Origin of the sequence: Pseudonocardia sp. ICBG1034 (genome assembly GCF_020131375.1) — a bacterium.
GTDB classification, from domain to species: domain Bacteria; phylum Actinomycetota; class Actinomycetes; order Mycobacteriales; family Pseudonocardiaceae; genus Pseudonocardia; species Pseudonocardia alni.
In genome coordinates this window covers 722,810-736,308 of the sequence record NZ_JAHLEK010000015.1, presented here as the reverse complement: position 1 = coordinate 736,308, position 13,499 = coordinate 722,810, and the positions used below count along the sequence as shown (strand labels likewise).

The following is a 13,499-nucleotide window of genomic DNA, read 5'->3' as shown; positions in this document are numbered from 1 at the left end:
CCACGGTAGCCGCTTGTGAAGGCACGCACAAAGTTGCGATCTTGGTCCTCTCCGTGCTCGGCCCGGGCCCCTGACCTGGAGCTACCGGTGATCGACGGGCAGGAACCGCTCATCGTGCGACGAGCGCCACGTCGGTCTCCACGACACCACCGTCACGCATACCGTGCGACCACCCGTGACACACCTCTCCGCCCGGGACGGCGCGACGAGGCCCAGGTCACCGTCGCTCAGGTCACGGTCGCTCAGGTCACCGTGACGGTGCGGGTCGGCCGGCCGGTCGCCGCGCCCGGCAGCGGGGAGCGGCGCTCGGCGGTCTGGACGACGCCGTCGCCGTCGGTGGCGCGGCACACCAGGGTGTACCCGCCCGGCGGCAGGTCCAGCTCGGCGCGCCACTGCCGCCAGGTGGCCCCGCCGGACGGCACCGGCGCGAGCTCCGCGGTGACCCAGGACCCGGCCGCGCCCCCGTCCTGCACCCCGACCTCGACCCGGCGGATCCCCCGGGGCACCGCCCAGGCGGAGCCGGTGACCACGACCCGGCCGGCGGGCACGCTCGCGTACGAGGCGGGCGACTCGATCCGCGCGGCGGTCTCCATCGGCCCGGGCGGCGCCCACCCGCGGTCGCGCCAGTAGTCGGCGCGGGCGGCGAACGTGGTGAACTCGATGTCGGTGACCCACTTGGTGGCCGAGACGTAGCCGTAGAGCCCGGGGACGACGATCCGCACCGGGAAGCCGTGCTCGGGCGGCAGCGCGACCGGGCCGTCCGGTCCGGCCATCGCGACCGCGAGCAGCGCGCCGCGGGTGGGGTCGAGCAGCAGCGACGACGGGCTGCCCGCCGTCCAGCCGTCGGTGGAGGTGGACAGCGCCTGGTCCGCCGCCGGGTCGGGCGCGGCGGCCGCGAGCAGCGGCGCGAGCTCCACCCCGGTGAACCGGGTGGTGGACACGAGGTCGCCGCCGACGTCGTTGGAGACGCACGCCATCGTCACCCAGCGCTCGACGAGCGGGCGGGCCAGCAGGTCGTCGAGGGTGAGGGTGAGCTCGCGCCCGACCCGTCCGTGCACCCGCAGGCTCCACGACGCCGGGTCGACCGACGGGACCCGCAGCGCGGTGTCGATCCGGTAGAAGTCGTCGACGGCGGTGGTGAACGCGGCCGCGCCCGGCACCTGCGCCCCGGCGGGCAGCGCCGGGGCGGGCGCGATGCGGCCCTGCGCGGCGAGCGTCCGGATCCGGGCGGTGAGCGCGTCGCGTTCGGGCCCGATCCGGCCCGAGGGCAGCAGGGGCGCGGCGACCGCGGCCCCGGCGCCCAGCACGACCCCGCCCGCCCCCGCCAGCGCGGTGGTGCGCAGGAACCGCCGCCGGGTCAGCGACGACCGGACGGGCCGCCCGTCGGGCAGCGTCCCGGCCGCGGTCGGGGCGGGGATCCGGGCCGCCAGCGCGTGCAGCCTCCGGAAGACCGTCACCGCGACGACGGCCGCGGCACCCGCCGGCACCATGTCGAGCTGACCGGCGCCCGACGCCGTCGCCGCGGCGACGACACCCAGCAGCCCGAGCGCCGCGAGCCCCCACGCCCCCGGCCACGGCGAGCGGCGCGACAGCGCGCCGAGCCCGGCCGCGGCCAGGGCCAGGACCACCAGCACCCCGGCGACGACGGTGTGGCGGCTGCCGATCCCGGCCCCGACGGTCGCCGCGCCGGCCAGCGCGGGCGGGGTGAGCGCCACGACCTGCTCGGCGACGGCGTTCACCGGCCCGGCGGCCGGGGCGACCAGCAGCGCGAGCGCCTGCCCCGCGCCGACGCCCAGGGCGGCCGCGGCGAGCCCGGCCAGGGCGGTGCGGGCCGCCGGTGCGGTGCGGACCGGCGGGCTGTCGGCACCCGGGGCCCCGCCGGCCGGACCGTCCGAGGTCGCGACCGGACCGTCGGGGGCCGGGCTCACGGCCGGGCCAGGTCCGCGCGCAGGCGCTCCTCGTCCACCCGGAACGAGTCGTGCTCACGACCGTCGAGCAGCACCACCGGCACCTGGTCGCCGTACTCGGCGCGCAGCTCGTCGTCGGAGTCGACGTCGACGGTGTCCCAGCCGGTGCCGGTCTCGGCGCACACCCGGGCCAGCATCTCGGCGGCGTCGTCGCACAGGTGGCAGCCCACCCGGGTCAGCAGTCGTACCCGCATCTCACATCCTCGCCAGTGTCCTTCGGGCGATCTTGCCCGTCGGGGTGCGGGGCAGCTCGTCGGCGAAGGCGACGACCGCGGGCCGCTTGAACCGGGCGAGCCGGGCCGCGCAGTGCGCGGCGACCGTCTCCTCGGTGAGCTCGGCGCCCGCGACCGGCACGATCACCGCCTTGACCGCGGCGCCGGTCCGGTCGTCGGGCACCCCGACGACGGCGACCTCGGCCACCGCGTCCAGCTCGGCGACGACCTGCTCCACCTCGCGCGGGTAGACGTTGAAGCCGTTGACGATGACCAGGTCCGAGGAACGGTCGACGAGGTGCAGGTCGCCGTCGGTGTCCAGGTAGCCGACGTCGGCGGTGACGAACCAGCCGTCCTCACCCGGGCCGCCGGAGCCGTCGGGCCAGTAGCCGGAGAACAGGTTCGGCCCGCGCACCGCGATCAACCCGGTGTCGTCGGACGGGTCGGAGCCGTCGTCGTAGTCCAGGTCGTCCAGCGGGTCCTCCCCGCGCGGCTCGGGCTCCGGCGCGGGTCTGCGCTCCATCGGCTGCCCGTCGGCATCGACCAGGCGCAGCTCGACGCCGGGCAGCACCTGCCCGACCGAGCCGGGCTTGGCCGGTCGGCCCAGGTCGTTGCTGGTGACGACGGGCCCGCCCTCCGTGAGGCCGTAGCCCTCGTGCAGGTCCAGCCCGCTCGCCGCGCGGAAGTCCGCGAGCCAGCCCGCGGGCAGCGGCGCCCCGCCGGAGGTGCACAGCCGCACCCCGGCCATCGCGGCGCGCAGCCGCTCGGGCCCGAGGTCGAGCAGCATCCGGAACATCGACGGCACCCCGGCGACGACGCTGACCCGCTCCTCGACGACCGTCTCGACCAGCCGGTCCGGGGAGAACCGGCCGGGCAGCACGACGGTCGCTCCGGTCCAGCAGACCTGCAGCAGCCCGGCGGCGAGGCCGTAGACGTGGAACAGGGGCAGCGCCAGCAGGACCCGGTCGACCCCGTTGACCGGTGCCGGGCGGAGCGCACCCGCCTGCTCGCGGTTGGCCAGCAGCGCGCGGTGCGACAGCTGCACCCCGCGCGGGCGCCCGGTGGTGCCGGAGGTGAACACGACCAGCGCGATGCGCTCGGGGTCGGCGGGAGCCCGGTCGACCGGGGCGTCCGGGACCGGGGCGGCCAGGTCCGGCGGGCCCAGCAGCGTCGCGCCGACGCCCTCGGCGCAGCCGGCCGCGACGGCGTCGTCGGGCCGGGCGACGACCGCGACCGGCCGGGCCTGGTCGAGCACCACCTCGAGCTCGCGGGTCACCGAGCCCGCGCCGAACGGTACGACGACCGCGTCGGCCCGCAGCGCGCCGAACAGCGCCACGCAGTAGTCGGCGCCGTCGGGCAGGCCGATCGCGACCCGGTCGCCGTGGCGGACGCCCGCCGCACGCAGCCGGGCGGCCTCGGCGGAGACCGCGGCGTCGAACGCCGACCAGGTCAGCGTGAGCGGCGCCGGGCCGGACAGGTCACGGACGGCGTCGTGGCCCGGACGCTCGGAGGCGTTGCGCGCCACCAGGTCGGCGAGGTGGGTGGGACGGTCGGGACGGTGGCCCGGCACGGGGTCGGAACTCGGCACGGCGGTCTCCATCCTCGGACCCGCCGGGGCGGGGTCGGCTCGTCGGCACGCGTCGCCGCCAGTGTTCCAAACCCGGCCACGACCGTCGTGTCCCGAGGGACCGCTCACCGCTGTGCACGCCACGTGTCGATTCGGACACGCTTCGCGCACGGTTCGTCCACCGCGCGTATCGGGCCGCTCGCCGGAACGGCACGCGACGAGAGGCGGCGAGTGCGTTGCGCCACTCGACAGACGTCTATGCTCCGCCGCTACATGAAGTTCAACGCGTGAACCGCCGGTTCGTCGCGCGACTCACCCGAGGGAGTGGCATGCAGCTCGACGCCAGCGCGCCACGGCGCACACCGCGCCGCGCCGCGCGGGACGCGCCGGCGGTCCCCGCCGGCCGGGTCGCCCGCCGAGCCGTACCCCGTCCGACCCCCCGGGATCCATGACCCGGCCGATGCGACCGCACCGCCTGCTCCGACAGCAGCGCTCCGAGACCATCCCCGAGACCGTCCGTCCGACCCGGGCCCCCGAACCCGGCCAGGACAGACCCGACACCGTCCGCCCCCAGCCGGACGGGGAGGTGTCCGTGACTTCAGCGACCTCTGCACCGTCCCAGCCGACGGGGCCGATCGCGTCCGCTCCCCTGGTCGACGCTCCCCCCACGTACCCCGCAGGCCCCGCCCTACACCGCCCGGACGGCCGGACCACCCGGTCGGGTCCGCCCGGCCGTACCGAGCAGGACATGCCGATGCCACGACAGGCACCGCAGATCTCGCAGGAGCTGCAGCGCCCGGAGGCCGACCCGGCCGACGAGGCCGCCCGCGCCGTCGAGGACGCGAACAGCTCCTGGGCCCTGGTCGAGGCCTGCCAGGCCGGCGACGCGGCCGCGTTCGGCGAGCTCTACGAGCGCTACCACGACGTGGTCTACCGGTACGTGCTGTTCCGGATGGGTGACCGGTCCTTCGCCGAGGACGTGACGCAGGAGACCTTCGTCCGGGCACTGCGCCGGATCTCCTCGGTCAGCTATCAGGGCCGCGACATCGGGGCCTGGTTCGTCACGATCGCCCGGAACCTGATCTTCGACTACGTCAAGTCCAGCCGGTTCCGGCTGGAGCAGACGACCTCGGAGATCGTCGAGCTGTCGCCCAGCACCGGTGGCCCCGAGCAGCAGGTGCTCGACATGGCGACCAACGACGAGCTGCTGGCCTCGATCGCCAAGCTCAACTCCGACCAGCGCGAATGCATCCAGTACCGGTTCCTCAAGGGCCTGTCGGTCGCCGAGACCGCCGAGCTGATGGACCGCAACGAGGGTGCGGTCAAGGCGCTGCAGCACCGCGCGGTGCGTCGTCTCGCGCAGCTCCTCCCGGACGGTCTGCGGTGAGCGGGCCTGCCGCCGGATCAGCCGGAACGCGAGAGGGTGTGTCGATCACTGCGCCGAACGCACTACTCGATGCGGTGAACGGTTGGAAGGCCGTAACCTCGTCCGCGGTCGGTCGTTGTACAGACCGGCGCGCACTGACGGCGCCACACGCGCCGACGAGCAGCGCGAGACTGCAGTGAGGACGGACGGCATGCCCAGGGCATGGGACGACGGGTACCCCGGCGACGACGGTTTCGACCGTGCGCCGGCGGGTGCCCCTGCATCGGAGGAGCTGGCGCACGAGATCGCGCTGGCCGCCGCGCTGGACCGTTCGCGGCGTGATCTCTCGCCCGATCCGCACGCCTCGGCCCGGATGCGGGCGCGGCTGTTCGAGGTGCTGGCCCAGGAGGGCGTCGGACAGCAGTCCGGCGGGTCCCCGTTCGGCGACCGGTTCGACCGCGTCGACCAGGCCGACCTCACCGCGCCGATCGGCCCTCCGATCGCCGACGACCTCGACTGGGACGCGGTGTCCAACCGCCGCGCCGCCGGCGAGCACGCCCCGGCCGCGGACGACCCGACCGGTCGCAGCAGCCGTCCGCGCCGCGGCCGCCACGTGCTGCCGTCGGACCACCCGGACCACCCGGAGCAGGTGGGTGCCCCGGCCGGACCGGCCCGCGACGCCGAGGCCGGCCCCGGCCGCGACGACTCCGCCCGCCCGGCGCAGTCCGGCGCCCGGATGCTGGACCGCCGCCGTCCGAGCGTGCGCAAGCGCTTCGGCGTCGTCGTCGGCGGGTTCGCCGCGCTCGCGGTGATCGCCGGCGTGACCTCGACCGCCAGCCGCGACGCCCTGCCCGGCGACGCGATGTACGGCATGAAGCGCGCCAGCGAGAGCGTCGGCGGGGTGTTCACCGTCGGCCAGCAGGCCGAGGCCGCCCGCCAGCTCGACCTGGCCCGCTCCCGGGTCGACGAGCTGGAGAGCCTGGTCGCTCGGTCCACACCGCCGTCGCCGGACGCGGTCGCGTCCGCGATGGGCGACTTCGACCGGGCCACCAGCACCGGCAGCAGGCTGATGCTGACCGGCGCCGGGACCGACGGCGCGGACACCTCCCGCCTGGCCGAGCTGCGGACCTGGGCGGCCGCCCAGTCCGGGCGCATCACCCGTCTGCAGTCCGACCTGCCCGCCGAGAGCCGCGGGGAGACCTCGGAGGCGATCCGCCTGCTGGACCGGGTGCTGTCCCGGGCCGAGGCGCTGCGGGCCGGGACCGGCTGCGCCGCGGACAGCGGCGGCACCGTCGACGACCTCGGCCCGGTGCCCGGCGAGTGCCGCACCGCGGGCGGGCCGTCCTCGGCGCAGGCCGTCGAGCAGTCCGCGCCGGTGACGCCGTCGGAGACCGCGACCGGCACGCCGTCGCCGTCGCCCACCTCCGGTCCGGCGACCTCGACCTCGCAGGCCCCGACCACCTCGGGGTCCTCGCAGCAGGGCGGCGGGCTGCCGCTGCTGAACGGTGGTGGGTCGACCACCTCCGACAGCGGGTCCGGCAGCTCGTCGGAGTCGTCGTCGGAGCAGGACCGCCTGCTGCCGCCGATCACGATCCCGCCGCTGCTGCCGGGCCTCGGCCCGGTCACCCTCGGCTGATCCGCTCCGGACACCACGGGTACGGGCCCGGTCCCCGGTGCGTCGACATGTGTCACGTACCGGAGGCCGGGCCCGCTCCCGCGTTCCGGCAGTAGGCTGGGGCCGCGCCCCGATCCCCTCGGGACGCGAGACGCCGTCGCACCAGGAAGGCCGCCGTGGTGAGTGATCCCGGGTCCGTCCCCCCTCTCGACCAGAGCGGGACCCGCGAGTCTCACCCGCCCACCCACACCGGGCTCTCCGAGGAGCCGGGGGTGCTGGAGCGGGCGACCGCCCTCGACTCCGCGCAGCGGGCCGGTCAGGCCTCCGCCGCCGCGGCCGTCGCCGCCGAGGCCGACGACCACCCCGACGGCCCGGAGGGCGGGGACGGCGCGCCGCCCGACCTCACCGCCGCCGCGTTCTTCGACTGCGACAACACGATGATGGTCGGCGCGTCGATCTTCCACTTCGCCCGCGGCCTGGCCGCGCGCAAGTTCTTCACCACCTCCGACATGGCCGGCTTCGCCTGGCAGCAGATCAAGTTCCGGGTCGGCGGCCGGGAGGACAAGGGCGGCATCGCGGGACACCGCGACACCGCGCTGTCGTTCGTCGCGGGCCGTCCGGTCGACGAGGTCGTCGCGCTCGGCGAGGAGATCTACGACGAGCTGATGTCGGACCGGATCTGGGCGGGGACCCGGGCGCTGGCCCAGATGCACCTCGACGCCGGCCAGCGGGTCTGGCTGGTCACCGCGACGCCGATCGAGCTGGCCCGCATCATCGCGCGGCGGCTCGGGCTGACCGGGGCGCTGGGCACCGTCGCGGAGTCCGTCGACGGGCTCTACACAGGACGGCTGGTCGGCGAGATCCTGCACGGCCCGGCCAAGGCGCACGCTGTCCGCGCACTGGCCGCGTCGGAGGGGTTGGACCTGCGTCGCTGCACCGCGTACTCGGACTCGGTGAACGACGTCCCGATGCTCTCGGCGGTCGGCACCGCGGTCGCGGTGAACCCGGACTCCGAGCTGCGCGACGTCGCGAAGGCCCGCAACTGGCAGATCCGCGACTTCCGGACCGGGCGCAAGGCCGCCCGGATCGGGGTGCCCTCGGTGCTCGGCGCGGGCGCCGTCGCCGGGGCGGTGGCCGCCGGCATGGCCTACCGCAAGCGCTGACCCGCCCGGCGGCTCAGGGCGGCGTGGCCCCGCGGTACCGCGCGGGCAGCCCTCCGCCGGCGGCGTACCAGAGCCACCGCAGCGGGTCCGGCCGCCGGATCATCCCAGGAACACGTTGCGCCGCTGGGACAGCAGCCGGTACAGCGTGTGCTGGATGGTCTCCCGGACCTGGTCGGTCAGGTTGAACACGAGCATCGGGTCGTCGGCGTCGGCCGGGGTGTGGTCGTCGGTGCGGATCGGCTCGCCGAACTCGATGTACCACTTCGACGGCAGCGGGATCAGCCCCGCCGGGCCGAGCAGCGGGAAGGTCGGCGTGACCGGGAAGTACGGCGCCCCGAACAGCCGGGCCAGCGGCGCGAGGTCGCCGATCTTGGGGTAGATCTCCTCGGCGCCGACGATCGAGCACGGGATGATCGGGACCCCGGTGCGCAGCGCGGCGGAGACGAACCCGCCGCGGCCGAACCGCTGCAGCTTGTAGCGGTCCCGGAACGGCTTGCCGATGCCCTTGAACCCCTCGGGGAACACCCCGACGAGCTCGCCGGAGGTCATGAGCCGCTCGGCGTCGGGGTTGCAGGCCAGCGTCGCGCCGGCCTTGCGGGCCAGCGAGCCGGAGACCGGCATGGTGAACATGAGGTCGGCGCCGAGCAGCCGCAGGTGCCGGTGCGACGGGTGGTCGTCGTGCACCGCGACGGTCGTCATCACCGCGTCGAGCGGCAGCGTCCCGGAGTGGTTGGCGACGATCAGCGCGCCACCGGTCTCGGGGATGTGGTGGGTGCCGATGGTCTCGACGCGGAACCAGCGCTTGTAGAGCGGGCGCAATGCGGGCAGCACCATCGCGTCGGTGAGCTCGCGGTCGAACCCGAACTCGTCGATCGGGTAGTCGCCCGCGAGCCGGCGGCGCAGGAACTCCAGGACCTGCTCCAGCGCGGCCTCCCAGGCCGGGCCCTCGTCGTCCTCGGGCTCGGGTGCGGAGGCGACCGGCGCGGGCCGCGACGGCTCCTCCGCCCGCGCGGGCCGGGCAGGCCCCCGGTTGCCCCGGATCGGGATCACCCGCGCCTCGGCCATGCCGTCGCCCTTCGTCGTACCACCGCGGCCGTCCGGCCGTCGCTGCTCGCGTGCCCGCACGCCGCCGTCCCGACCCGTCACCGCAGCGACCGGGCCAGACCGAGCACGCCCCGTTCGAGCGAGGCGATCCGCTCCGGGCCGAGCACCGGCGCCAGCGCCTTGCCGCGCACGAAGTCGTCGAACGCCTGGGTGGTCGTCCACCGCGGCTCGAAGCCGAAGTCGTCGATCAGCCGGGTGAGGTCCACGACCCGGCCGAAGTTGAGGAAGCGCATCTGCTCCGGGGAGAAGTCGACGACACGCGCGCCGCGCAGCACCCGGCTGACCGGGCCGACCGCGCCGCTCGGCACCGGGACGGCGATCTTGCCCGCGCGCCGGATGGCCTGGGACAGCATCAGCACCCCGTGCGCGGCGACGTTGAACACGCCCGGCAGCTCGTGGGTGGCGGCACGCTCGAGCACGGCGAGGCCGTCCTCCTCGTGCAGCAGCTGGATCCGGGCGTCGTAGCCCAGCACGGTGGGGACGACCGGAAGCGCGAAGTAGCGCGACAGCACGGTGTCCATCCGCGGGCCGATGAAGTTGGCGAACCGCAGGACCGTGGTGGTGACGTCCGGGCGGCGACGGCTGAACCCGCGCAGGTAGCCCTCGATCTCCGCGGCGTCCTTGGCGTACCCGCCCGAGGGCAGGTCCTTGGCCCCGATGGCCTCGTCGAACACGGCGGGGTCGCGGGAGCTGGAGCCGTAGACCGCGGTCGTCGACTTGAGCACGACCCGGCGCACGCTGGTCGCCTTCTGGCACGCGGCGAGCAGCTGCATCGTGCCGATGACGTTCATCTCCTTCATCGTCGCGCGGCCGCCCGCCGAGGCGGGGCTGGCCGAGAGCGACGCGTGCACGACGGTGTCGACGTTCGCCGAGGAGATGACCTTCGCGATGAGCGGGTTGCGGATGTCGGCGCGCACGAACTCGGCGCGGCCCATCCGCTTCAGCAGGTCCCGGGGCGGAGGAACGGTGTCCACGCCCAGCACCCGGTCGATGGCCGGGTCGGCCGCCAGCCGGGCCGCGAGGTGCCCGCCGAGGAAACCGCTGACCCCGGTGACCAGCACGACGTTCGGGGTCGGCCGGTCCATGGGAGCTCCGTTCACCGGGTGCTGACGCGAGATCGTGCCGATCGTAGTCCCGCCCCGTCACACCGGGCAGGTACGCGGACACGTGAGGTGCGCGACGCGTCCGTCCGGAGGACGGACCGTCACAACGACACCGGCCGCGCACCCGCGGGGAGGCGGGGGCGCGGCCGGTGCGCGAGTCACTTGCCGAGCTTGCGGCGCTGCACCCGGGTCTTGCGCAGCAGCTTGCGGTGCTTCTTCTTCGACATCCGCTTGCGGCGCTTCTTGATGACCGAGCCCATGTGGGTGCTCCTCCTGTGTCGACGCAGATCGTCAGCGACCGCTCCACCGGGTGACCTCGGAGTGGGCCGCCCGCACGATCCGTGCACGTGGACACGAGGCGCGGGCCGGGCGACGCCCGCCGGAGCGGGGCGACGACGCGATGCGACCGGTGGGGGTCGGCAGCCGGTTCACCAGTCTACCCGGGCGTACCGGCCTTCACCCCACCGGGGATCAGCCCGCGTCGAAGTAGGCGTTGCGCAGGTAGTCCTCGACCGCGCGCTGCGGCACGCGGAACGAACGACCGACCCGCGCGGCGGGCAGCTCGCCGGAGTGGACGAGCCGGTACACGGTCATCTTCGAGACGCGCATCATCGACGCGACCTCGGCCACCGTCAGGAACTGGACCTGGGACGGCCGTAGGGGCTCGGGACGTTCCGCCGCCATGGGGCACCGCCTTCCTCCCCCGAGACGGGTTCCCCGGTTCGCCCGGTGGTGGGGGATGCAGGTGCAGTCTACCGGGGCGGATGTGACGATCGGTCCGCCAGAGGGGGGCCCGATCGTGCTACAGCACGGCGCGTCCGTGTGACTTTGCGTCATACGATGAGCTGAACGAGGTACCGGCGGCCCGGGTCAGCCGCGACCGAGCGCCACCGAGCGGTCGTGCGCCGCGGCGACCGCGTCGGCCAGGGCCGCACGCAGCCCGTGCCGCTCCAGCTCGCGCAGGGCGGCCGCCGTCGTCCCGGCCGGCGAGGTGACGTTCTCCCGCAGCACCGCGGGGTGCTCGCCGGTCTCGCGCAGCATCCGGGCGGCACCGAGCGCGGTCTGCACGGTCAGCTCGGTCGCGTCGGGGCGGGTCAGCCCCAGCCCGACGCCCGCCTCGATCATCGCCTCGGCGACGAGGAAGAAGTACGCGGGCCCGGAGCCGGACAGCGCGGTCGCGGCGTCCTGCTTCGCCTCGTCCAGGCGCAGCACCGCGCCGACGGTGGACAGCAGCGCCTCGGTCTCGTCGAGGTGCGCGGGGGTCGCGTGCGCACCCGGGGAGATCGCGCACATCGCCGCGCCGAGCAGCATCGGGGTGTTCGGCATGACCCGCACGACCGGCGTGCCGTCGGGCAGCGCACCCTCGAACAGCGAGGTCGGCAGGCCCGCGCACAGCGACACGACGAGCGCGCCCGGCTCCAGCGCCCCGGCGACCTCGCCGAGCAGCGTGACGACGTCCTGCGGCTTGACGGCGACGACGACCGTCCCGGCCCCGCGCACCGCCTCGTCGACCGGGGCCGCGGTGACCCCCAGCGACGCGGTCAGCTCCTGCGCCCGCGCCGGGTACCGCTCGGCGACCACCAGGTCACCGGCGTCCCGTCCGGCCGCCAGCAGCCCGCCGAGCAGCGCCTCGCCGATCCGTCCCCCGCCCAGTACCGCGATCCTCGTCATGGGGGCAGCGTAGGAACCCCTCAGCGGGCCAGCGGGGCCAGGGCGAGCTGGCGGGCCTGGCAGACGGTGCGGCCGCGCGCGTCGACGACGGTGACGTCCTCGTCGAACTGCGCGCTCGACACCCCGGCGCCGGCGGGCGGGCTCGACACCGCACGCGAGCGGGACCCGACCCGCAGCCAGCCCGGGGCGGGTCGGGCCCGCAGCAGCGCGGTGAGCTGCACCGTCGGCGCCCAGCCGAACGTCCCGCCGAGGTTGAACACGGTCGGGGGCAGGATGTCGCCGGCCATCAGCGCGAACAACACGTCCGGCTCCTCGCCGCGCGGACGGACCCAGCCGGCCATCTCCGGCGGCCCGGTCTCGCCGCGCAGGAACGGCAGCGCGCCGCGCGGGTAGCGCAGCTCGCAGGCGGCGGCCAGGCCGCGCGCGCCGCCCTCGGCCGACGCCGGGTCGAGCGCGTCCGGGTCCGGTTCGACGGCGAGCGCGGAGCCGTCGTCCAGGCGTGGGGCCTCGCTCGGCAGCACGCCGGCGGTGACGGTGGAGTGCAGCATGAGCCTGCCCTCCTGGTGCAGCCGCACGGCGACCGTGGACACCGTCCGCCCGACCTTGAGCGGGTCGGTCGTGATCTCGACCGGGCCCAGGTCGGGCGCGCGCAGGAAGTCCACGGCGACGGCCAGCGGGTCGGGCGCGGGGGCGTCGTCGGCCGCGAGGCGGGCCAGCCCGGACTTGGCCATGAGCACCATCAGCAGGCCGCCGAACGCCTTGTCCCCGATCGCCCAGGTCTCGTCGAGCCGGGCGCGGAACCGGCCGTCCCCGAGGTGCTCGATCACGTGCGAGTCGGCGAAGGGCCGGACCGTCGTACTGCTCATGCGGGCATGTTACCCACGGGTAGGAGCGACGGCGGACATCGTCGGTGTGAGGTGCAGCCGGGCGAACAGCAGCGACTCGGCGAGCAGCGCCGTGCGTTCCTGCCGGGTCCTGCAGCGCCGGGTCGACACCTCCAGGACGACGGTGCCGCCGTCCGCGGCGAACCGGGAGTCGGCCAGGCGCTGGCACACCTCGGCGCACGGCTGCGCCCCGCGGCCGGGGACCAGGTGCTCGTCGCGCGGGGCACCGGAGCCGTCGGTGAGGTGCAGGTGGGTGAGCCGGTCCCCCATCCGCCCGGCGAGGTCGAGGGCGTCGACGCCGGCCGCGGCGGTGTGCGACAGGTCCAGGGTGTAGGCGCCGAACCCGACCTCGGTCGGGTCGTGGCCGAGCGCGTAGGGCACGGTGCTGATCGCGCCCCGGGTCACCGGGAACATGTTCTCGACCGGGAGAGTGACGTCGTGGAACTCGCGGGCGCGGGCGACCTCGTCGGCGAAGACCCCGGCGTAGCGGCGCTGCCAGCGGAACGGCGGGTGCACCACCACGGTGCGCGCGCCGAGCCGGGCCGCGACCTCGACGGTACGGCGCAACCGGTGCACCGGATCGGCCCCCCAGACGCGCTGGGTGACGGCCAGGCAGGGGGCGTGCACGGCGAGGATCGGCACCCCGTGGCGGTGCGCGAGGCGCTCGACCGCACGCGGGTCCTGGCTGACCGGGTCGGTCCAGATCATGAGCTCGACGCCGTCGTAGCCCAGCTCACCGGCGATCTCGAACCCGGCGGCGACACCCTCCGGGTAGACCGAGGCCGTGGACAGCGCGACGGGCGCCGACCCGGGCAGGTCGGCGGTGGGCAGGCGCGACGATGTCACG

13 protein-coding genes are annotated in these 13,499 nt (G+C 75.4%); 3 read left to right on the top strand and 10 right to left on the bottom strand.

Translation table 11 applies throughout. From position 1 onward, the window contains the following. Positions 1–242 precede the first annotated feature (242 nt). From KPF22_RS05105 to KPF22_RS05095, 3 genes are read right to left on the bottom strand one after another with little or no spacing between them, the layout of a single operon-like run. The gene (locus tag KPF22_RS05105) at positions 243–1,928 is read right to left on the bottom strand and encodes a molybdopterin-dependent oxidoreductase (RefSeq protein WP_224401371.1); all 1,686 of its coding nucleotides are present in this window, start codon (positions 1,926–1,928) and stop codon (positions 243–245) included. Beyond that, the gene (locus KPF22_RS05100; RefSeq protein WP_224401370.1) at positions 1,925–2,161 is read right to left on the bottom strand and encodes a glutaredoxin family protein; all 237 of its coding nucleotides are present in this window, start codon (positions 2,159–2,161) and stop codon (positions 1,925–1,927) included. Before KPF22_RS05100 ends, KPF22_RS05105 begins: the two co-directional genes overlap by 4 nt. 1 nt (position 2,162) lies before the next feature. Continuing rightward, entirely contained in the window at positions 2,163–3,767 is a 1,605-nt protein-coding gene (locus KPF22_RS05095) for an AMP-binding protein (protein WP_224401369.1), read from the bottom strand. Between the two features lie 727 nt (positions 3,768–4,494). Here KPF22_RS05095 and KPF22_RS05090 point away from each other — a divergent pair. The 3 genes from KPF22_RS05090 (at position 4,495) to KPF22_RS05080 (ending at position 7,890) form a co-directional block, all read left to right on the top strand. Continuing rightward, the gene (locus tag KPF22_RS05090; protein WP_062398051.1) at positions 4,495–5,133 is read left to right on the top strand and encodes a sigma-70 family RNA polymerase sigma factor; all 639 of its coding nucleotides are present in this window, start codon (positions 4,495–4,497) and stop codon (positions 5,131–5,133) included. Between the two features lie 190 nt (positions 5,134–5,323). Next, entirely contained in the window at positions 5,324–6,748 is a 1,425-nt protein-coding gene (locus KPF22_RS05085) for a DUF5667 domain-containing protein (RefSeq protein ID WP_208818936.1), read from the top strand. Between the two features lie 251 nt (positions 6,749–6,999). Then, positions 7,000–7,890, top strand: a complete 891-nt coding sequence (locus KPF22_RS05080; RefSeq protein ID WP_062398055.1) for an HAD family phosphatase — start codon at positions 7,000–7,002, stop codon at positions 7,888–7,890. A 99-nt stretch (positions 7,891–7,989) separates the two neighbouring features. Here the strand turns inward: KPF22_RS05080 and KPF22_RS05075 are convergent, their stop codons facing one another. The 7 genes from KPF22_RS05075 to KPF22_RS05045 all read right to left on the bottom strand — a co-directional run bounded on the left by KPF22_RS05075 (position 7,990) and on the right by KPF22_RS05045 (position 13,498). Next, positions 7,990–8,955: a lysophospholipid acyltransferase family protein gene (locus KPF22_RS05075; RefSeq protein WP_062403815.1), complete on the bottom strand. Its 966-nt coding sequence runs from the start codon at positions 8,953–8,955 to the stop codon at positions 7,990–7,992. Positions 8,956–9,032: 77 nt separating this feature from the next. Next, on the bottom strand, positions 9,033–10,079 hold the full coding sequence (locus KPF22_RS05070; RefSeq protein ID WP_062398059.1) for an NAD-dependent epimerase/dehydratase family protein: 1,047 nt from the start codon (positions 10,077–10,079) through the stop codon (positions 9,033–9,035). Between the two features lie 176 nt (positions 10,080–10,255). Next, positions 10,256–10,357: a 30S ribosomal protein bS22 gene (locus KPF22_RS05065; protein ID WP_010241351.1), complete on the bottom strand. Its 102-nt coding sequence runs from the start codon at positions 10,355–10,357 to the stop codon at positions 10,256–10,258. Positions 10,358–10,568: 211 nt separating this feature from the next. Next, positions 10,569–10,781: a helix-turn-helix domain-containing protein gene (locus KPF22_RS05060; RefSeq protein ID WP_062398062.1), complete on the bottom strand. Its 213-nt coding sequence runs from the start codon at positions 10,779–10,781 to the stop codon at positions 10,569–10,571. Between the two features lie 186 nt (positions 10,782–10,967). After that, the gene (proC, locus tag KPF22_RS05055; protein ID WP_208818935.1) at positions 10,968–11,768 is read right to left on the bottom strand and encodes a pyrroline-5-carboxylate reductase; all 801 of its coding nucleotides are present in this window, start codon (positions 11,766–11,768) and stop codon (positions 10,968–10,970) included. Between the two features lie 20 nt (positions 11,769–11,788). Continuing rightward, a complete protein-coding gene (locus KPF22_RS05050) occupies positions 11,789–12,634 on the bottom strand; it encodes a thioesterase family protein (protein WP_208818934.1) in 846 nt (281 codons plus the stop codon). Positions 12,635–12,643: 9 nt separating this feature from the next. Beyond that, on the bottom strand, positions 12,644–13,498 hold the full coding sequence (locus KPF22_RS05045; RefSeq protein WP_307799049.1) for a sugar phosphate isomerase/epimerase: 855 nt from the start codon (positions 13,496–13,498) through the stop codon (positions 12,644–12,646). Position 13,499: the final 1 nt, after the last annotated feature.

Excerpts from the sequence above, each read along its gene's own strand:
- KPF22_RS05100 (WP_224401370.1), bottom strand. The coding sequence starts at position 2,161 with ATGCGGGTACGACTGCTGACCCGGGTGGGCTGCCACCTGTGCGACGAC.
- KPF22_RS05090 (WP_062398051.1), top strand. The coding sequence starts at position 4,495 with ATGCCGATGCCACGACAGGCACCGCAGATCTCGCAGGAGCTGCAGCGC.
- KPF22_RS05085 (WP_208818936.1), top strand. The coding sequence starts at position 5,324 with ATGCCCAGGGCATGGGACGACGGGTACCCCGGCGACGACGGTTTCGAC.
- KPF22_RS05075 (WP_062403815.1), bottom strand. The coding sequence starts at position 8,955 with ATGGCCGAGGCGCGGGTGATCCCGATCCGGGGCAACCGGGGGCCTGCC.
- KPF22_RS05070 (WP_062398059.1), bottom strand. The coding sequence starts at position 10,079 with ATGGACCGGCCGACCCCGAACGTCGTGCTGGTCACCGGGGTCAGCGGT.
- KPF22_RS05065 (WP_010241351.1), bottom strand. The coding sequence starts at position 10,357 with ATGGGCTCGGTCATCAAGAAGCGCCGCAAGCGGATGTCGAAGAAGAAG.
- KPF22_RS05060 (WP_062398062.1), bottom strand. The coding sequence starts at position 10,781 with ATGGCGGCGGAACGTCCCGAGCCCCTACGGCCGTCCCAGGTCCAGTTC.
- proC (WP_208818935.1), bottom strand. The coding sequence starts at position 11,768 with ATGACGAGGATCGCGGTACTGGGCGGGGGACGGATCGGCGAGGCGCTG.
- KPF22_RS05050 (WP_208818934.1), bottom strand. The coding sequence starts at position 12,634 with ATGAGCAGTACGACGGTCCGGCCCTTCGCCGACTCGCACGTGATCGAG.